The sequence below is a fragment of the Spirillospora sp. NPDC048911 genome (assembly GCF_043198015.1).
GTDB lineage: Bacteria > Actinomycetota > Actinomycetes > Streptosporangiales > Streptosporangiaceae > Spirillospora.
The window spans coordinates 658,954-677,389 of the sequence record NZ_JBICUD010000001.1 but is presented as its reverse complement, the minus strand read 5'-3'; the positions used below and the strand labels follow the sequence as shown (position 1 = coordinate 677,389).

Here is an 18,436-nt window from a genome sequence, read left to right as displayed (position 1 = left end):
GCCGGCCCTACGGAGCCTCGATGAGCACAGATCCCACCCCATCGTCCGGGGCGGACACCCCGGTGCCGACCTGCTACCGGCACCCCGGGCGTGAGACGTACGTCCGATGCACCCGGTGCGACCGCTACATCTGCCCGGAGTGCATGCGGGACGCCGCGGTCGGGCATCAGTGCGTCGAATGCGTGGCCGAGGGCAACAAGGGCGTGCGGCAGGCCCGGACGCGCCTCGGCGCCAGGAGCGCGGCGGACGCCACGCCCGTGGTGACCTACTCGCTGATCGGCCTGTGCGTGCTCGCCTACGTGGCCGAGCTGGTCTCGACGCGGGTGGTCGACGAGTTCGCGATGTTCGGCGGCCAGGACCGGTTCGGCCAGCTGATCCCCGGGCTGGGCGTCGCCGGCGGCGAGTGGTACCGGATGATCACCGCGATGTTCCTGCACCAGCCGCTGAGCGCGGGTGGGTTCGCGCTCACCCACATCCTGTTCAACATGTGGGCGCTGTGGGCCCTCGGGCCGGCGCTGGAACGGGAGCTGGGGCGCCTGCGGTTCTTCACGCTCTACATGGTCGCGGGCTTCGGCGGGTCGGTGCTGACCTACCTCGTCGACCCCGGACAGGTCGGCGTCGGGGCCTCCGGCGCCATCTTCGGCCTGTTCGCCGCGTTCTTCGTGATCGGCCGCAGGATGGGCGGCGACGTCAGGCCGATCGTGTTCCTGCTGGTCCTCAACCTGGTGATCACGTTCTCCGCGAGTTCCGCGATCTCCTGGGAGGCCCACATCGGCGGCATGGTCACCGGAGCGGTGATGGCCGTGGCCTACGCGTACGCACCCGCGGCGCGGCGCACGATCGTCAACGTGGCCGCTCCCGCGATCGTCCTGGCGGCGCTCATCGTGCTGGTCGCGGTGAAAACATCCCAACTAACCTCCGGCGCCGCATAACGCACGAACACGCAAAACCAACCGCGAGCAGCCCGCACGCTGCCCTGCCCAAGGCAGGCCAGCGTGCGGGCATGCCAGCGCGTGGGCGGGCCAAAGCAGGCAGGCCAGCGCGAGCAGGCCAGGGCAGGCGCTAGCAGGGACGCTCTGGCAGGCCAAGGCGGCAGGCCAGCGCGTGGATAGGGGGTGCTGGTTGGCGGGTGGGTTGCCTGGTTGGGTAGGACGGCAGAGCCCGGCGTCAGGGGGGTCCTGACGCCGGGCTCTTCTTGTCGCGCGATCTCCGCGTAGAGGCCCAAAGTCTCTGCGTGCGGAGTCCAAAAGTGGCCAGCGCGACGGCATGCTCGCGCGCCGCGGTGACAGTGTGTGCTGGCCTCTGTGGAAAACCTGTGGAAAATCGGCCCTGAAATCCCCAGGGTGTGGATAACTCTGGTGGATTACGTGGCCGGGATGTGGGTACCGGGACGGCCGATCAGCGCCAGCGGGTCGACAAGATCACGCCCATGATGATCGCGGTGAAGCCGATCCCGAGGTTCCAGTTCCTCAGGTCGCTCATGACGGGCACCTCGGTGTTCGTGCTCGCCGTCACGTAGAACACCGCGATCCAGGCCAGTCCGACCAGCCAGAGGGTGATCATCGTCGGGACCAGCCAACGGGGGCTGACCTCGGGAGCCTTCGACTTCTGCGGCGGCGTGTAGACGGCCTTCTTGCGCACTTTGGACTTGGCCACGGTGGGATCGATCTCCTCGGGCGGGCGACGGCCGGAGCGCCGGTCCGCGCATGGGTGTTTTGTCGGTTAGCGTAGTCGCTGGTGAGCAGCGTACGGCGTCGAGCGTGGGGAAGCATCATTCCAGGCTTCACGCTTGTGGCGGGAACTTCGTTGCGGCCGGCGCGAGCGCGCGAGGAGGGCCGGCCCCGGATCACGGCCGAGCAGCGCCGGACACGCCATGAGCGCGCCGACTACCAGCGGCTTCAACTCGATCTTCGGGCAGACCGGCCGGCGGGACGCCCGTCTCAAGGCCGCGCCGACGCCCTCGCGGGCCGGTCTGGATTCGCCTTGCTGTGGGCGCGTGTCCCTGGACGACGCGTCGCAACGCGATTATGGCCATGAGGTCAGGCCCCGACCTCGTCGTCCACCAGGTGGACGTGAACGCCCCGGCGGCGCGGCCGGAATGCAAATTATGGACCAACGCGTGACCTCCACCAGCGCGGTGCGGTGCGTGGGCAATACCCTGATCCTCCAGGGCGTCGTCTGCTCGCCGCCGTCAACGATCACCGCAGTGGGAATCCGCGACGGCTGCGGGCCGCGCTCGACGGCTCCCCGGAGACAACGACGTGCAAGCGCTACGTTCGCGAACACGGGCTCGGCTATTCGGCCAGGACGCCGATCGAGTCAGTGACGATGAACCACGTGATGGTGCCCTAGGAGGAGACGCGCAGTGCGGATTCTGATCCGTAGCCTGGGCGAGCTGTGCATCACCGCCGGCCTGGTCCTGCTTCTCTTCGTCACCTATTCGCTCTGGGGCACCGGCCGGTACACCCGCGAGCAGCAGGACCGGCTCGGCAAAGAGCTCATGAAGACCTGGCAGGCCCCCCAAGTCACCACGGAGAAGGTGCGGCTCGGCTCCGGCCTGGCCATGATCCGCATTCCCCGCTTCGGCGCGAAGTATCGCTACGTGGTCATCGAGGGCGTCGACCTGGCCGACCTCCGCAAGGGACCCGGCCACTACCCCGGGAGCGCCCTGCCTGGCGAGGTCGGCAACTTCGTGGTCTCCGGCCACCGGACGACCTACTCCGCCCCGTTCAACCGCGCGGGCGAGCTGCGTCCCGGCGACAAGATCCTCATCGATACCCGGCAGAAGCAGTACGTCTACCAGGTGACCGGCAAGAGGATCGTCAGCCCCGGCGCCGTCGAGGTCACCGCCCCCGTCCCGTTCAAGCCCAAGGACAAGCCCACCAAGCGGCTGATCACCCTCACCACCTGCAACCCCAAGTACTCCGCCGCGCAGCGACTGATCATCTTCGGTGAGCTGACCGGCGAACTGCCCCGCCGCGCCTAGGAGAGCCATGTACGCCTGGATCTGGCGTCACCTGCCCGGTCAGTGGCAGGCCAAGACCGCCCTCGCCGCAGCCCTGGTCCTCGCCGCGGCCGCCGTCTTCTGGTACGTGGTCTTCCCCTGGCTCGAACCCAAGGTCCAGTTCGACCGCGGCGTCATCAACACCCCGTCGTCCCCCGCCACCGACCGCCGCTGAAACACTGAGGGCGTGCGTCTCCTCGTCGTCGACAACCACGACAGCTTCGTCTTCAATATCGTGCAGTACCTCCTCGAACTGGGAGCCGACTGCACGGTGAAGGACCGCTCGGACGTGACGCTCGCCGACGCCTCCGTGGACGGCATTCTGGTGAGCCCCGGGCCCGGTCATCCCGCCGACGCCGAGATCTGCCTGGACCTCGTTCGGCACGCCCACGAACGCCGCACACCGCTCCTGGGCGTCTGTCTCGGCCACCAAGTGATCGCCCACGTCTACGGAGCGGTCGTCTCCCGGGCCCCCGAGATCGTGCACGGTTACACCAGCCAGATCCGCCATGACGGCCGCGGCGTCTTCCAGGGCCTCCCCGATCCCCTGGAAGCCACGCGCTACCACTCGCTCGCCGTGGAGCCCGCCACGATCCCCGCGGACCTCGATGTCACCGCTCGTACGTCCGACGGCGTCATCATGGGCCTCCGGCACCGCACCCGGCCGATCGAGGGCGTCCAGTTTCACCCGGAATCTGTGCTCTCCGCCCACGGCCACGACCTGCTCCGCAACTGGCTCGCGACCTGCGCATCTAGCGTATGAACGGCCCGCCCGCGAGCCGATCGACCACGCTGGGAGAAGTTTTTGGGAGAAATCTGTAACACCGGCTCCCCCTGATCCGAAGAACATGATGAGGGCTTCCGCCATTGCCCCCGAGTGGCGGAAGCCCTCCTCTATGCCCAGGCATCCCCCCGGCGCCTGCACCCACCGGAACCGCCCGGACAGCCTCGCACCCTTGGATGTTGCCGGACCTCAGTTCCTTGCTGCTCTCGGCGTCCCTCAGGAGCCTGGAGTCGGCTGCCCTGCGCTCAGCGTCCGCCAAGACGCGCCTAGCGGCCACCAAGATGCGCTTGGCGGCCGCCAGATGTCCTCGGCGTCCGACCACCGCGTTCGGCGTCACACCAAACCGCGTGTGGCGGCCGCAAAGACAAACGCCCGGCTCCTCAGCAGAGGAGCCGGGCGTTCAGTGCGTGGCGGGCTGTCAGCCGCCGCCTTCGTCGTCGCCGGACGGGGTCGGCGAGCCGGTCCCGGGGCCCGGCTGCTGCTTGGGAGCGACGACGATGGTCACCGTCTCACCCTGGGCGAGGGTCGAACCGGCCGGCGCGCTCTGCTGGTAGACGAACCCGGGCGTGACGGTGGTGCCCAGCGGCGGGGCCACGATGTCGATATTGCACCTCAGGTTCAGCTGCTTGAGCTGGCCGCAGGCCGCCTTGGCGCTCCGGTTGGACAGGTCCGGGACCTCGACGTTCTCGGCGCCGGACGACACGTACATCCGGATGATCGAGCCCTTCTTGACCTGCTCGCCGGCGGACGGGTCGGTCCGGGTGACGTTCCCCTGCTCGACGCTGTTGGAGGCCTCCGACTTGGTCACGACGCGGAAGCCCTTGGACGCGAGCTGCTGCTGTGCTTCGGTGACGGACATGCCCGCCACCTTCGGGACCTCGACGGTCGTGGCCGGCTTCTTGCCCTTGGAGACGACGAGGTTGACCGGGGTCTTGGCCGGAACCTCCTTGCCCGACTCGGGGTCGGAGCTGATGACCATGCCTTCGTCGACCGAGCTGCTGTACTGCTGCTTGACCTCGCCGACGGTCAGCCCGGCGCTCTCGATCGCCTTGGTCGCGGCGTTCTGCGTCTGGCCGACGATGCTGGCGGGAACGGCGATGTTCTTGGTCTTCTCGCCCCCGCCACCCCCGCCGCCGCCATCGGACAGCAGGAGGCCGACGAGAGCGGCGCCGCCGATGAAGAGGACGGCCACGGCGATCCAGATGGCGGCCTTCTTGCCGCCGCCGCCACGCTGGTCGAGGTCCTGGTCGTCGTAGTGGACGGGCGGCAGGTCGTAGCCGGTGCCGACCGGACGCTGCATCTGGGTGCGCGGGCCCCCCATGGCACCCATGACCTGGGTGCCCTGCGGGTGCTGCTGCTGCGCGCCCATGAGCATGGTCGAGGCAGCGGTGGACGCGACGGGCTGGCCGTGGAGGGCGCGCTGGATCTCCTGGCGGAACTCCGTGGCGTCCTGGTAACGGTGGTCGGCGTCCTTGGCCATCGCCTTCAGGACGATGGCGTCGGCCCACTGGGGGATCTCGGGGTCGACCTGGGACGGCGGGATCGGCTCCTCGCGGACGTGCTGGTAGGCGATCGCCACCGGGGAGTCGCCGGTGAACGGCGGCTTGCCGGTGAGGAGCTCGTAGAGCACGCAGCCCGTCGAGTAGATGTCGCTCCGGGCGTCGACGCGTTCGCCGCGGGCCTGCTCGGGCGAGAGGTACTGGGCGGTGCCGATCACCTGGGCCGTCTGGGTCATCGTGGACGCCGCGTCGTGCATGGCCCGGGCGATGCCGAAGTCCATGACCTTGACCTCGTGATTGCGGGTGAGCATCACGTTGGCCGGTTTGATGTCGCGGTGCACGATCTGGCCGCGGTGGCTGTAGTCGAGGGCGCGCAGGATGCCGTCGACGATCTCCAGTGCCTTCTCGGGCATGAGCGCGCGGTTCTCGCGGAGGAGGTCGCGCAGCGTGCTGCCGTCGACGTACTCCATGACGATGTACGGGATCGAGGTGTCGCCGATCATGTCCTCGCCGGTGTCGTACACGGCGATGACCGACGGGTGGTTCAGCGACGCGGCCGACTGGGCCTCGCGGCGGAACCGGGCCTGGAACGTGGGGTCGCGGGCCAGGTCGGACCGCAGGGTCTTGATGGCGACCACACGATCGAGGCGCAGGTCTCGAGCACGGTAGACCTCGGCCATGCCGCCGCGCCCGATGACGCCATCGAGCTCGTAGCGGCCGCCGAGCAGCCGAGGTTGACTCATATGTGCACTTTCCCTCGTACGTCTACACCTTGTCCTCCGAACCTAGCTCCCCGCTGTCGGTGGGTGAGGGAACCGGGCTCGGAGTTGACGGAGTCGTGGTGCTCCCCGTCGGTGTGGGTGTTGGGGTGATGGGAGATCTTCTGGTCGGTTTCCTGGCGGGCTTCTTCTGGGACGTCTGAGACGGCTTGATCGTTGACCGGGGGCCGGGAACGTTCGGCGGCCGCCGCCCGTTCGTTGAGCGTGGGCGTACGGCGGGTGCGACCGGCGTGGACTGGAACGCGGGGTCGCCGTCCGGTTGAACGGTCGGCAGGGGGCTCCGGTTCTCCACGAGGTCGGCCGAGCTGAATCCGCGCCACAGCGAGCCGAGCACGATGGCGCCGAGCAGGACGACGCCGGCGGCCACCGAGGTGTACATCAGCGCCGAGCGTCGTTGCCCAGACCCCTCCGTGAGGTTATCCGGCCTTACGCCGCCGTCAAACTCCGGTATGGCAGGGCCTTCGCCGAGCAGCGCGGCCGGGTCTTCGCCGAGCAGCAGGGCCTGACGGATCTTCGTGGCCCGGCGCGCCACGTCGCCCGCGCCCGCGGGGCGTTCGGCCGGGGTCTTGGCGAGCAGCTCGAAGATCAGCGCCCGGACGGCGGCCGGGACGTCCCCGGGGAGCTCCGGCGGCGCCTCGCGGACGTGCTTGAGCGCGATCATCACGGGGGTGTCGGCGTCGAACGGGGCGTTGCCGGTCAGGCACTCGTACGCCACGACGCCGAGCGAGTAGAGGTCCGAGGCCGGGGTGATCTCCTGGCCGGACGCCTGCTCGGGCGAGATGTAGTGGGCGGTGCCCATGACCATGCCGGTCTGGGTCTGCGAGCTGGCGGCCCGCAGCGCCCGGGCGATCCCGAAGTCGGTGATCTTGACGGTGCCGTCCGCGGTGATCATCAGGTTGGCGGGCTTGACGTCGCGGTGCACGATGTCGTGATCATGCGCGACGGCGAGCGCGCGGGCGGACTGGGCGACCAGGTCGAGGGTGGCCTCGGGGGTCAGCGCGCCGGTGCGGTCGAGGATGGCCGACAGGGGCTCGCCGGGCACCAGCTCCATCACGAGGTAGGCCCGGCCGTCCTGCTCGCCGTAGTCGTACACCTGTGCGATGCCGCCGTGCTGGAGCCCCGCCGCGAAGCGCGCCTCCGCGCCGAACCGGCCGCACGCGCGGACGTCGGAGATGAGTTCTTCGCGCAGCAGCTTGACCGCCACCTCGCGTGCCAGCGCCTCGTCCAGGGCCCGCCACACTTCGCCCATACCGCCGGTGGCCAGCAGTTCGAGCAGCCGATAACGGTCGCTGAGCAGAAGATCGCCACTCATGCGACCCCTCCCAACGCCCAAACGCCCCCCGCAACCCGCACGCCTCGCATCGCCCGCGTACCGCGCACGGCGCCTGTACCCCGCATCGCCCGCGTACTCCGCACCGCGGGCGCCTTGCCAGAACCCTGCGCCGTCCGTACTGCTGCGGAGGGCTGCATCGGTTGTGTGGTCTGGCTTGGTGCGGGCGGGCTTGTTGGTCGACTTGACCGGGCCGTGGCATACGGCACCGGCGCGGCCCCGTGGGACGCACCGGTGGGCGGGGTGGCGGGGCCGCTCAATCCTTGCGCACCGCCTGCATGATCTTGCCGGCGACCGGCCCGGCGAACTCGCCACCGGAGCCGTCGCCCACGGTGTAGACGGCGAAGGCGTAGCGCGGGTTCTCGATCGGCGCGAACCCCACGAACCAGCGGTTGTTGAACTCGACGCCGTCGATGTCGGCGGTGCCGGTCTTGCCGGCGATGTTGAACTGGGCCAGCGACTTGCCGGTGCCGGAGCGGACGACCTCGCGCATCATGTCGGCCAGCTGGTCGGCGTTGCCGGCGGACATGGCCTGGCCGAACTCCTTCGGGTCGGCCTCCTGGATGACGTTCTGGTTGTCGCCGGACACGACCTTCTCCACCAGGTACGGCTTCATGATCTTGCCGTTGTTGGCGGCCGCCGCGCCGATCATCGCCATGTGCAGCGGGGTCGCCGAGTTGCTCCCCTGCCCGATGGACGCCAGCGCCGTCTGGGCGCCGTCGGCGTCGGGGGCGGTGAAGGTGCTCTTGGCGGACGTCATGTTCGGCTCCACCTCGATGCGCTGGTCATACCCGAACTTCTTCGCCGTGGCGGTGACCTTGTCCTTGCCGAGTTGCTGCGAACCCAGGATGCCGTAGGTGGTGTTGCAGGACTCGGCGAACGTCAGGATCAGCGGAGCCTGGCCGGCGCCGCCGCAGGCGCCGCCCTCGTGGCTGTTGGGCAGCGAGGTGTTGGTGCCCGGCAGCAGGAACGTCGACGGGGCGGGGACGCTGCTGTCCTTGCTGAGCCCGTTCTCCAGGGCGCTGGCGGCGACCATCGACTTGAACGACGAGCCGGGGAAGTTGACCTCGCTCATCGCCTTGTCGACATTGGGCTTGGCCTTGTCCCTGTTCAGCTGGTCGAACCGCTTGACGCCGGCGTCGCCCGTCTGCGGGGCGACCGTCGTCGGGTCGTAGGACGGGAACGAGGCCAGCACCTTGAGCGCGCCGGTCTTGATGTCCATCACCACGGCGCCGCCCTCGCGGCTCGTGCTGGCCTTGAGCGCGTTGTAGGCGACGCGCTGGGCCTGCGGGTCGATCGTGGTCTGGAGGTTGGCGGCCTTGGCCTTCTTGCCGATGAACGTGTCGAACCACTCCTGGTTGACCAGGCGCTTGTCCTGGCCGCTCAGCAGCAGGTTGTAGGCCCGCTCCAGGCCGCCGGCCCCGGCCGCGCCGGTGAAGTAGCCGGTGATCGGGGCGAAGATCTCGCCGTCCTTGTAGGCGCGGCCCCACTTGGGGTTGTTCTTCTTGGTCTCGACCGAGGTCACCAGGATCTCCGGGCCGGCCATGATCGTGCCGCGCGGCTCGTTGAAGAGGTTGAGGAACTGGCGCGAGTTGTTGCGGTCGGTACGGAGCTTCTCGGCCTGGCTGCCCTGGACGTAGTTGACCTGTGCCATCAGCCCGAAGAACAGCAACATGCCGAAGATCGCCACTCGGCGAAGCGGCTTGTCCATGTTCATGAGTGATCGCTCCACATCCTGCGTTCGAGGGGCGTGCCGTTCATTGCGAGATCCCTACCTCGTGCTCACGATCTGGGTCATGCCCTCGTCCTGGATCGCCTGCGGGGCCGGCTTGCGAGCGTCATGGCTCATCCGGACCAGGATCGCGATGAGGATCCAGTTCGCCATCAGTGAGGATCCACCCTGGGAGAGGAACGGAGTCGTCAGGCCGGTGAGCGGAATGAGCTTCGTGACTCCGCCGACGATGACGAATACCTGCAATGCCAGTACGAACGACACTCCACCCGCGAAAAGTTTCAGGAACGGGTCGCGGGCGGCGACGGCGGTCTTCATACCGCGTTGCACGATCAGCGCGTAGAGCAGCAGCAACACCATCAGCCCCGTCAGGCCGAGCTCCTCACCGAGTGAGTCGAAGATGAAGTCGCTGAAGGACAGGGGGGTACGCCAGGGTTCGCCCTGGCCGAGGCCGGTGCCGAGCACGCCGCCCTCACCGAGCGCGAACAGGCCCTTCATCAGCTGGGCACTGTCGGAGTACTCGCCGCCGAGCTTGGTCTGGCAGGCGTAGAAACCAGGACCGATGAGGCGGGTGTTCTTCGCCTTCTGCTTCTCGCCGGCCCGCTCGTACTCGAGGGCCTTGGCCTCCAGTTCGGCCTTGACCTGCTTGTAGATGTCGGTGTCGGGGTTGACGGGGGTGACCTTGTCGTGGATCAGGCAGCCGCCGTCGAAGTAGGGCTTGGGATCCTGCCAGATGCTGATGCGCTGGTTGACGTGGCCCATGAACGGCAGGAGCGTGGCGATGAAGATGCCGACGGCCAGCAGGCCGACGCCGATCATGACCCAGGAGACCCGCTGGGTGGCGATGTAGAGCATCGACACGAACAGGCCGAAGTACAGCAGCGCGGTGCCGAGGTCTTTCTGGACGAACAGCACGCCCAGCGCGAAGAACCAGATCACCATGATCGGGCCCAGGTCGCGGGCCCGGGGCAGGCTGAACGGGCCGATCTTCTTGCCGATCAGCGACATCGCCTGCCGCTTGTTGACGAGATAGCCGGCGAAGAAGACGACCAGCATCAGCTTGGCGAACTCGCCGGGCTGCACCGAGAACGGGCCGATGAAGATCCAGACCCGGGCGCCGTTCACCGAGCCGCCGAGGCCCGGGACGATGGGCAGCAGCAGCAGGATCATGGCCGAGAGGCCGACGATGTAGGTGTAGCGCTGCATGGTCTTGGGGCTGATCGCGAGCGGGCCCTCGCCGTTCTTGGTGTCCCGCATGATCAGCACCGCGACCACGAACATGGCGATCCCGACGAACGTCCACATCAGCTGGCCGGGCGCGGACGCCTCGTCCTCGGCGAGCTTCTGGCCGGCCTCGACCGCCTGGATCTTGGTCTTGCTGGTGTCCAGGTCGAGCCGGTAGATCATCGCCAGGCCGATCCCGTTCAACCCCACGGCCAGCGGCAGCAGCAACGGGTCGGCGTACGGGGCGAACTTGGCCTGGACGAAGTAGGCCGCGAAGCCCAGGATCGCCAGGCCACCGCCGTACAGGGGAAGCCCGATCGGGAGCTGGCCGTCGCGCGCCACGCCGACCTCGGCGAAGGCGGACAGCGTCAGCACCATGGCGAAGATCAGCAGCGCCAGGGACGCCGCGTTCCGCTTGGTGTAGGGAAGCTGGGCGCGGATCTGCTCCCCGATCGAAGGCCGGCTCATGGCTTGGCCCCGTCCTGCGGGCAGTCCTTCACCTGCGGGTCCTTGGCCGCACACCTGTCCTTGAGGGTGTTGAGCTCGGTCAGCTTCTTGTCGGCGGCGGCCATCCCGATGAACGAGAGCATGCCCTTCTCGACGGCGTCGGAGTCGGCCTGCGGCAGATCAGCGATCTTCAGCTCGCTGCTCTTGACCTTGCTCTCCTTGCAGCTCTTCTGGTCACGGCCCTTGATGATGACGACCTTGCCGCCCTCCTGCTGGAGGGAGTACTTGCAGACGATCGCCTTGAGGTCGTTGATCGCGGCGGGGCCCTTGACCTCGTAGGTGTCCTTGACGGCCTGGGCCCGGTCGACGGGCAGGTCGGCGAGCAGGATCGGCGGGTTGGGCTGGTCCTTCTGGGCGGCCTTCTTGGACAAGGGCAGGCCCGGGACCTTCTGGGAGGTGCCCTTGAAGAGCACGACCTGCCCCTTCTCGGCGCCGATGTAGTAGCCGCCCTGGAGGTACCTCAAGGTCACGATACTGATCGCGACGAGCGCGATCACGACCACGCCCGCGGCCACGATCAGCCACGTCCAGCGGCGCGCGCCGCCCCCGGAGGCCCGGCGGGCATCGCGCCGCGACATCGGCTGCTGCTGCATCGCGCCGGGCGGCGCCGCGCCCATGGGCTCGTTCATCGGGCCGGACGCGGGCGGCGGCGGCCTCTCGTCGACCGCGACCGGCGGCTGGGGCATGGTGTCGCGCAGCTGCGCGGCGCGTCCGGCGGGCGTGTCGACCGCCGTGGGAGCCGCACCGCCCTGGCCGCCGCCGGGCAGGTCCGACGCGGGCGCGGAATTGGCCGCCGCGCCCACGGCCTGCCCGGGACCGACCGGTGGCTGCTGGCCCAGATCGACGACGTCGGCGACCACGCACGTGATGTTGTCGGGGCCGCCACCGCGGTTGGCCAGGTCGATCAGGTTGCGGACGGCCTGGTCGGCGTCGTCCACATCGGTGAGCACCTGGAAGATCGTCTCGGCCGTCACGACGCTGGACAGGCCGTCGGAGCACAGCAGGTAGCGGTCGCCGACCTTGGCCTCGCGCAGCGAAAGATCGGGATCGACCTCGCCCCGGCCGTCGAGCGCGCGCAGCAACAGCGACCGCTGCGGGTGCGACGCCGCCTCGTCCGGGCTGATCCGGCCCTCGTCCACCAGGGACTGGACCAGGGTGTGGTCGTGCGTGATCTGGAACAGGCTGCCGTCGCGCAGCAGGTAGGCGCGCGAGTCACCGATGTGCACCAGCGCGACCTGGTTGCCCGCCCACAACATCGCCGTCAGCGTGGTGCCCATGCCCTGCAGGGCGGGGTCGGACTCCACGATGCGATGCAGGTTGTCGTTGGCCGACTTGACCGTGTGCTCGAGCGCGGCCAGCAACTCGGTGGCGGGCAGCTCCTTGTCGAGCTTGCGCAGCGCCTCGATGGCGGCGGCACTGGCGATCTCGCCGCCGACGTGCCCGCCCATGCCGTCGGCCACCGCGAGCAGGTGCGAGCCCGCGTAGGCCGAGTCCTCGTTGCCCTCGCGCAGCATGCCGACGTCGGAGCGCGCGGCGTAGCGGATTCCCAGAGTCATTTGCGCAGCTCGATCACGGTCTTGCCGATACGGACCGGCACGCCCGGGGGCACCGGCATCGGCCGGCTCACCTTCGTGCGGCCGAGATAGGTGCCATTGGTCGACCCGAGATCTTCCACGATCCACTGACCGTCCTGCGCGTAAATTCGGGCATGCCGGGTCGAAGCGTAGTCGTCGGTCACCACGAGCGTGGCGTCATTCGCCCGACCGATGGTGATGGGCACGCCCGTGAGATCTATGACGGTTCCGGCCCGTTCGCCTTGGACGACGACCAGTTTCGTCGGGGCACTGCGCTGCTGCTGTTGCTGTGCCCGCGGCGGCTTGGGCTGCTTCGGCGCCTTGGCGGCCCGGGACGTGGCGGCTCGCGTCGCCGCCTTCGAGCCGAACAGGTCGGCCCGGATCACACCGACGGCCGCGATGACGAAGAGCCAGAGCACCGCGAGGAACGCCAGCTTGATCAGCGTGAGGGTGAATGGGGTCATCGGAGTCGGGGTTACTCCCTGTCGCGGCGGAACACAAGGGTCGTTCGGCCCATCGTGACGCGGGACCCGTCGACGAGCGTCACTCGCCGGATCGGTTGCCCGTTCACGAAGGAGCCGTTGGTCGACCCTAGATCCACGAGAACGATTTCGGGACCTTCTACGCGTATCTCGGCATGGTGCCGGGAGACGCCCGGGTCGACGAGTCGCAGGTCGCAGTCGGTGCCGCGACCCAGCAAGGTCACCGGAGTATTGATCTCATATGTGCGTTGCGTGGCGGGCGTGCCCTCCACGGCCGTGGTGACCAGCAGCCGCGGATGGCCGCCGAACGCCCCGGCAGGGCCTCGTGGCACGTCCGTCGGCGGCTGGCGGATCTCGCCGCCCTCCACCGTCGTGCCGCGGATGACGCCCGACCTGATCCGGAACATGCCCGTGGCCAGATCGCCCGCGTTCTCGAACCGGACGCGCACCGGCCCCACGAAGGAGTACCCCTGCTCCTTCGCGTACTCCCGGGCCAGATTGGCCAGCTCCTGGCTCAGGCTGTCGGCGTACACCTGCAGCCGCTGGCCGTCCTGCTCCGAAATCTCGACGACGAAGTCGTTCGGCACCAGCGTCCGGCCCTGAGCCACGATCGCGGCGCGATCGTCCATCTCGCGCTGAACAGCACTGGCCACTTCGACCGGCTGCAGCTCAGACTTGAAGGCCCGGGCGAAGGCTCCTTCGACCATGCCCTCGAGCCTTCGCTCGAAGCGCTGAATGACGCCCACGGGCACCTCCCTTCCCCACTGGTAGACGATCGTATCGGTGCGAAGGTTCGCTCGAAGTATCTGGATACCTAACCACTGCTCGGGCCGTGCTAGCCTTTTCGAGCACGCCCCAAGAGGGCCGATGCGACACCCCGGGCGGGTGGCGGAACGGCAGACGCGCACGGTTCAGGTCCGTGTGTCCGAAAGGATGTGAGGGTTCAAATCCCTCCTCGCCCACGAACGAGGTAGGGGCGGTGTGCTCGCGGAAAGCGCGAGCCGTCGCCTCTTTTCGTCGTGTTTGCCTGGGGAGCGACCCCCAGACCCCCGAAGAGGCGGGGGTGGTGTGCTCGCGGAAAGCGCGAGCCGTCGCCTCTTCGGTATGTGTCCACCTGGGGGGCGACCCCCAGACCCCCGAAGAGGCGGGGGTGGTGTGCTCGCGGAAAGCGCGAGCCGTCGCCTCTTCGGTATGTGTCCACCTGGGGAGCGACCCCCAGACCCCCGAAGAGGTGGGGGTGGTGTGCTCGCAGACAGCGCGAGCCGTCACCTCTTCGGTATGTGTCCACCTGGGGGGCGACCCCCAGACCCCCGATGTGGGGGCTCCGCCCCCACGCCCCCGCTGGGGCTCCGCCCCATACCCCGGCGCCTTCCGGGGGGCGATCCTTCCGTGCGTTCCGCCTTCGGGCCTTCCGTGGATTCCTCTTCTGGGCCCTTCGTGGCTTTTGTCGGTGGACCTTCCAGTGGGATGCACAAATCTTTCTGCGCGCGTCCACGTGCATCGTGCGCCGCCGGGGTTTGCGGGCGCGTTTGTTCGGGCGATGCACGAGGACATGCCTTTACTCTCCCCGTCGTGGAGCGCTCTGACCACCCATCTGTGTGATGGCTTCACAGGACGATGAGCCGGTGTGAACGCTGCCACGCCGTTCATGGCGTGTCTCCGGGGCCGTGCAGGTCGCGCGGGTGATCGAGGCCTCGTATCGGGCGTGTGCAGGGGGCCCGTTTGCCCTGGGCCGGAATGACATCCTGGGCGCGCGGGACGGGCCGGTGGGAGCCTGTCGCTCTCACCGGCCCGTTCGGTCAGTTCGACTGCCAGATCTTGCTGCGTGGGTCTGTGCCCCGGATTGCCTGGACGCGCCGGCGGGGCTCGTCCAGAACTGCCCAGCTCGTTCCTTCAGATCTGAGCCGGGACGGGGACGGGCGGGGTCCGGCGGGTCAGGCCGGTGGCGGTGATGGCGGCACCGGCGACGGCGGCGGCCACCGGGACGATCAGGGCGGTGCGGAAACCGTCGAACCCGGCGCCGGCGGCGACGTTGACGGCGCTGACCGTCGAGATGCCGAGCGCCATCCCGAACTGGATCGAGGTGTAGAGGAGCCCGCCGGCGAGGCCGCGTTCCTCTTCCGCGATGCCGTCGGTGGCCGCGATCGTGAGCGGCCCGTAGGTGATCGAGAAGGCCAGGCCGAGCAGGACCATGCTCGGGAGCATGAGGGTGTAGGCCCAGTCGAGACCGGCGGGCAGGAAGAGCGCGTACGCGGCGATCGAGGTGATCAGGCCCGCGAAGATGACGCGGACGTTCCCGAAGCGGGCCACGAGCTTGGGGGTCAGGGTGGGGGCGAGGATGGTGTCGATCCCGATCACCAGCATCGCCAGGCCGGTCTGCAACGCCGACCAGCCGCGGAGTTCCTGGAGGTAGAGCGTCACCAGGAACTGGAACCCGGCGAACGAGCCGACGAAGAGCAGCGCGCCGAGATTGGCGCGGACCAGCGGGCCCGAACGCAGGATTCCCAGCCGGACCAGGGGCGCGGCCGAGCGTCGCTCGATCGTCACGAACGCGGCCAGCAGGACGAGACCGGACGCGAACGAGGCGATCGTCCAGCCCAGGCCCTCGGCGGGGTGCTCCAGCCGCACGACGCCGTACGCCAGCAGGAGCATCGCGCCGGTCGCGGTGATCGATCCGGCGATGTCGAAGCGCCCCCGTTCACGCGCCGCGTCGTCCTTGATGAGCGGGATCGCGGCCAGCAGGATCACCGCCGAGAGGATCACCGGGGCGAAGAACACCCAGCGCCACCCGATCGCGGTCAGCAGGCCGCCGGCGACCAGGCCCAGCGAGAATCCGCCTGCCGCGGTACCCGCGTACACGAGCAGGGCCTTGTTGCGCTGCGGTCCCTCGGGGAAGTTCGAGGTGACCAGGGACAGTCCGGCGGGCGCCATGAACGCGGCGGCGATGCCGGTCACGAAGCGGGCGGTGAGCAGCTGCCAGCCCTCGGTCGCGAACCCGCCGAGACCCGAGAAGACCAGGAAGACGCCGAGCCAGAGAAGAAACATGCGGCGGCGGCCCAGCAGGTCGGCGGCGCGCCCGCCCAGCAGCATGAAGCCGCCGTAGCCGAGCACGTACGCGCTGACCACCCCGCTGAGCATGCCTGTGGACAGGCCCAGGTCCTCGCGGATCGCGGGCAACGCCACGTTCAGCATCGCCACGTCGATCCCCTCCAGGAAGATCGCGCCGCACAGGACGAACAACACGCTCCACGCTCGCGTGTCCCATCTATCGGACATGCCGACTCCTTGCTAGTTCCTTTTGGTAACCGGCAACAGCGTGGGTCGAGGGGGAGAGATCCGGAAGAACGCACTTTGCGGTGCACTCGGTTACCGCGGAGGAACCGTCAAGATTTGTATCGACCGCTATACAATGGGCGGATGAGCAGAACGCCGGGGCGTCCCCGCGCCTTCGACCGTGACGCGGCGCTGGAGAAGGCCCTCAGGGAGTTCTGGCGGCACGGCTACGAGGCGACGTCGATCGCCGGTCTGACCGCCGCCATGGGCATCCGCCCGCCGAGCCTGTACGCGGCGTTCGGCGACAAGCGGAAGCTCTTCAGCGAGGCAGTCGAGCGCTATCAGCAGACCCACGGCGCATTCAGCACCCGCGCCCTGGCCGAGGAGCCCACGGGCCGCCAGGCCATCGAACGCGTCCTGCGCGAGGCCGCCGTCAACTACTGCGACCCCGAGCACCCGCCCGGCTGCCTGATCATCACCGCCGCGATCAACCACGGCCCCGAGGCGGAAGACGTCGAAGAGGAACTGCGCGCCCACCGCATCGCGGCCAAGCGAGCGTTCGCCGAACGCATCGAGAGTGATGTTCGCCTGGGCCGCATCCCTGCCGACACCGATGTTGATGGCCTCGCCACGTTCTACGCGGCGACCGTCCAGGGAATGTCGCGTCAATCCCAGGACGGCGCCACCGCAGAAGAACTCGACCGCGTGGCCACCCTCGCCATGCAGGCCTATCCCGCCTAGAACTCCACCATCTCCCCAGGGGCTCTGTTCAGGAGGCTCCGTGGTGGCGGAGGAGGTTGAGCAACTCCTTGTTGCGGAGGACCGGGTCGGCGCCCGCTTCTAGGAGAACGCGGGATCGGACATCGTGACGCCGCAGGCGGTCGAGGGCTTCGTTCACGCGTGCCGAAGGGAGCAGCTCGATGTCGGCGGTGACTCCGTGTTCGGCGCAGAAGTCCGGCATGGCGGCGGTCGCGGACCTGCCGCCGCTGCCCGCGGAGCTGAGCTTCTTGCGTCCGACGAGCAGGATGGTCATCGCCATGTCGCTGGCCTGGTCACCGGTCAGCAACGTCTACGCCGCGACCGCCCAGGAGCCCTCGGAGTCGCACGAGCGGCGGCGCGCGCTTCTCCGCCAAAGCGTCCAGCGCGCAATGACGCCGTCCGCTGAACAACAGCCGTGAACCCATCGCCAGCGGCGATATCGACAAGCCCTGGAGGAAAGACGCACAAGGGCTGCAAGAACAGGGGATACAGGTCCTTCAAGAACCTCAAGCTGAAGACCGGAACCGCGTGCGTGCACCTCTACGTCAGCGCTCAACAGGTCACCAAGCAGTGCCACCACATCAGCAAGAAGTGCCCTGACTCGACGCTCCAGGGGCTGCGGCCCCTTCGTCGTTCAGGTGGTGAGGTCGCCTACGGCGTCGGCGTAGTAGGCGGATTCGGCCAGGTGGAAGGCGATCTGGCGGAACGTCCAGCCATCGCCGGGTGAGCGGTCGAGCTCGTCCGGGGAGAGGGCGTTCAGGCGGACGGTCCAGATCTGCGCCAGGCGCGTGAGGCGGCTGTGCGCCTCGTCCAGATCCTGCTGGGTGAACGGGGCGAGATCCGCCGAGTCGGTGAACGACGACGCGTGCCAATGATCGGGGATCGGGGCCACCCCGGCGAGCCGTGCCTCGAGTTCGGCGAGATGGTCCACGAGGTGATCGACCACGCGGCGGATCGCCTTGTGCGGAGTGTAGGTCCGGTCGTCGACGGGGCGCGGGCTGCCGTCCCAGGCGGTCCAGGTGGCCGCGAGGCCGAGGACGTGATCGACCATCTCGCGGACGACCTGGGACGGCGGGCGGTCGTCGGTGATCGGGATGTCGTCTGCCATGGTCAGACGCTAGATCGCCGAAAGCTCGACCTCCGTCGAAGTGTGGCGGGGGCGTGTCCGGTTTCGACAAGACGGGGGCTCGGCCGGGCTGGTCCGCTGGGGGCATGAGTGATGAACGAGTGGTCACGTTGGCGAATGTCGGACCGGCCATCGCGCGGAAGTTCGAACGGATCGGGATCACACGTGTCGGCCAGCTGGCGGGGCGGGACGCGTTCGAGGTGTTCGAGGAGATGTGCGCGGCGGACGGCGTGCGGCATGACCCGTGCCTGCTCGACACCGTGATGTCCGCCGTCGACCAGGCCGACGGGCTGCCCGGCCGGCCCTGGTGGGAGTACACCGGCGAGCGCAAGCGCCTCCTCGCGCGGAGCCGGTGACACCTAG

Annotated in this window: 18 protein-coding genes and 1 tRNA gene; 8 read left to right on the top strand and 11 right to left on the bottom strand. The window is 68.7% G+C overall.

Translation table 11 applies throughout. The features are described from left to right. Window positions 1-20 precede the first annotated feature (20 nt). Window positions 21-932 (top strand): rhomboid family intramembrane serine protease, encoded by a 912-nt coding sequence (locus ACGFNU_RS03200; protein ID WP_392589694.1) that lies wholly within the window; start codon window positions 21-23, stop codon window positions 930-932. A gap of 466 nt (window positions 933-1,398) precedes the next feature. Here the strand turns inward: ACGFNU_RS03200 and ACGFNU_RS03195 are convergent, their stop codons facing one another. After that, on the bottom strand, window positions 1,399-1,656 hold the full coding sequence (locus ACGFNU_RS03195; protein WP_392589692.1) for a cell division protein CrgA: 258 nt from the start codon (window positions 1,654-1,656) through the stop codon (window positions 1,399-1,401). Between the two features lie 217 nt (window positions 1,657-1,873). Here ACGFNU_RS03195 and ACGFNU_RS03190 point away from each other — a divergent pair, with 217 nt between their 5' ends. From ACGFNU_RS03190 to ACGFNU_RS03175, 4 genes are read left to right on the top strand one after another with little or no spacing between them, the layout of a single operon-like run. Continuing rightward, window positions 1,874-2,326, top strand: a complete 453-nt coding sequence (locus tag ACGFNU_RS03190; protein WP_392589690.1) for a DUF881 domain-containing protein — start codon at window positions 1,874-1,876, stop codon at window positions 2,324-2,326. A gap of 39 nt (window positions 2,327-2,365) precedes the next feature. Next, window positions 2,366-2,986: a class E sortase gene (locus ACGFNU_RS03185; RefSeq protein WP_392589688.1), complete on the top strand. Its 621-nt coding sequence runs from the start codon at window positions 2,366-2,368 to the stop codon at window positions 2,984-2,986. Between the two features lie 7 nt (window positions 2,987-2,993). Next, the gene (locus ACGFNU_RS03180; RefSeq protein WP_392589686.1) at window positions 2,994-3,179 is read left to right on the top strand and encodes a hypothetical protein; all 186 of its coding nucleotides are present in this window, start codon (window positions 2,994-2,996) and stop codon (window positions 3,177-3,179) included. A gap of 12 nt (window positions 3,180-3,191) precedes the next feature. After that, a complete protein-coding gene (locus ACGFNU_RS03175) occupies window positions 3,192-3,767 on the top strand; it encodes an anthranilate synthase component II (protein WP_392589684.1) in 576 nt (191 codons plus the stop codon). A 439-nt stretch (window positions 3,768-4,206) separates the two neighbouring features. Here ACGFNU_RS03175 and pknB read toward each other — a convergent pair whose 3' ends face one another. The 7 genes from pknB to ACGFNU_RS03140 all read right to left on the bottom strand — a co-directional run bounded on the left by pknB (window position 4,207) and on the right by ACGFNU_RS03140 (window position 13,661). Next, entirely contained in the window at window positions 4,207-6,030 is a 1,824-nt protein-coding gene (gene pknB, locus ACGFNU_RS03170; RefSeq protein ID WP_392589682.1) for a Stk1 family PASTA domain-containing Ser/Thr kinase, read from the bottom strand. A 22-nt stretch (window positions 6,031-6,052) separates the two neighbouring features. Continuing rightward, a complete protein-coding gene (locus ACGFNU_RS03165) occupies window positions 6,053-7,378 on the bottom strand; it encodes a serine/threonine-protein kinase (RefSeq protein ID WP_392589680.1) in 1,326 nt (441 codons plus the stop codon). A gap of 274 nt (window positions 7,379-7,652) precedes the next feature. Next, a complete protein-coding gene (locus ACGFNU_RS03160; RefSeq protein ID WP_392589678.1) occupies window positions 7,653-9,113 on the bottom strand; it encodes a penicillin-binding transpeptidase domain-containing protein in 1,461 nt (486 codons plus the stop codon). Window positions 9,114-9,167: 54 nt separating this feature from the next. After that, window positions 9,168-10,820 carry an FtsW/RodA/SpoVE family cell cycle protein gene (locus ACGFNU_RS03155; RefSeq protein ID WP_392589676.1) on the bottom strand — a complete coding sequence of 551 codons (1,653 nt, stop codon included), beginning with the start codon at window positions 10,818-10,820 and terminating at the stop codon, window positions 9,168-9,170. After that, on the bottom strand, window positions 10,817-12,415 hold the full coding sequence (locus ACGFNU_RS03150) for a Stp1/IreP family PP2C-type Ser/Thr phosphatase (protein ID WP_392589674.1): 1,599 nt from the start codon (window positions 12,413-12,415) through the stop codon (window positions 10,817-10,819). The genes ACGFNU_RS03155 and ACGFNU_RS03150 overlap by 4 nt, the downstream gene beginning before the upstream one ends. Further along, window positions 12,412-12,897 carry an FHA domain-containing protein gene (locus tag ACGFNU_RS03145; protein WP_392589672.1) on the bottom strand — a complete coding sequence of 162 codons (486 nt, stop codon included), beginning with the start codon at window positions 12,895-12,897 and terminating at the stop codon, window positions 12,412-12,414. Before ACGFNU_RS03145 ends, ACGFNU_RS03150 begins: the two co-directional genes overlap by 4 nt. An 11-nt stretch (window positions 12,898-12,908) precedes the next feature. Beyond that, window positions 12,909-13,661 carry an FhaA domain-containing protein gene (locus ACGFNU_RS03140; protein WP_392589670.1) on the bottom strand — a complete coding sequence of 251 codons (753 nt, stop codon included), beginning with the start codon at window positions 13,659-13,661 and terminating at the stop codon, window positions 12,909-12,911. 133 nt (window positions 13,662-13,794) lie between these two features. Here ACGFNU_RS03140 and ACGFNU_RS03135 point away from each other — a divergent pair. After that, a tRNA-Leu gene (locus tag ACGFNU_RS03135) sits at window positions 13,795-13,877 on the top strand. Between the two features lie 931 nt (window positions 13,878-14,808). Here ACGFNU_RS03135 and ACGFNU_RS03130 read toward each other — a convergent pair. Then, a complete protein-coding gene (locus tag ACGFNU_RS03130; protein ID WP_392589669.1) occupies window positions 14,809-16,191 on the bottom strand; it encodes an MFS transporter in 1,383 nt (460 codons plus the stop codon). Between the two features lie 141 nt (window positions 16,192-16,332). On the opposite strand from ACGFNU_RS03130, the gene ACGFNU_RS03125 reads away from it, so the two are divergent. After that, the gene (locus ACGFNU_RS03125; protein WP_392589667.1) at window positions 16,333-16,929 is read left to right on the top strand and encodes a TetR/AcrR family transcriptional regulator; all 597 of its coding nucleotides are present in this window, start codon (window positions 16,333-16,335) and stop codon (window positions 16,927-16,929) included. 28 nt (window positions 16,930-16,957) lie between these two features. On the opposite strand, the gene ACGFNU_RS03120 is transcribed toward ACGFNU_RS03125, so the two are convergent. Beyond that, entirely contained in the window at window positions 16,958-17,227 is a 270-nt protein-coding gene (locus tag ACGFNU_RS03120) for a hypothetical protein (protein ID WP_392589665.1), read from the bottom strand. 354 nt (window positions 17,228-17,581) lie between these two features. Continuing rightward, a complete protein-coding gene (locus ACGFNU_RS03115; RefSeq protein ID WP_392589663.1) occupies window positions 17,582-18,055 on the bottom strand; it encodes a hypothetical protein in 474 nt (157 codons plus the stop codon). A 104-nt stretch (window positions 18,056-18,159) separates the two neighbouring features. Between ACGFNU_RS03115 and ACGFNU_RS03110 the strand changes: the two genes are divergently transcribed. Continuing rightward, window positions 18,160-18,429 (top strand): helix-hairpin-helix domain-containing protein, encoded by a 270-nt coding sequence (locus ACGFNU_RS03110; protein WP_392589661.1) that lies wholly within the window; start codon window positions 18,160-18,162, stop codon window positions 18,427-18,429. Window positions 18,430-18,436 lie beyond the last annotated feature (7 nt).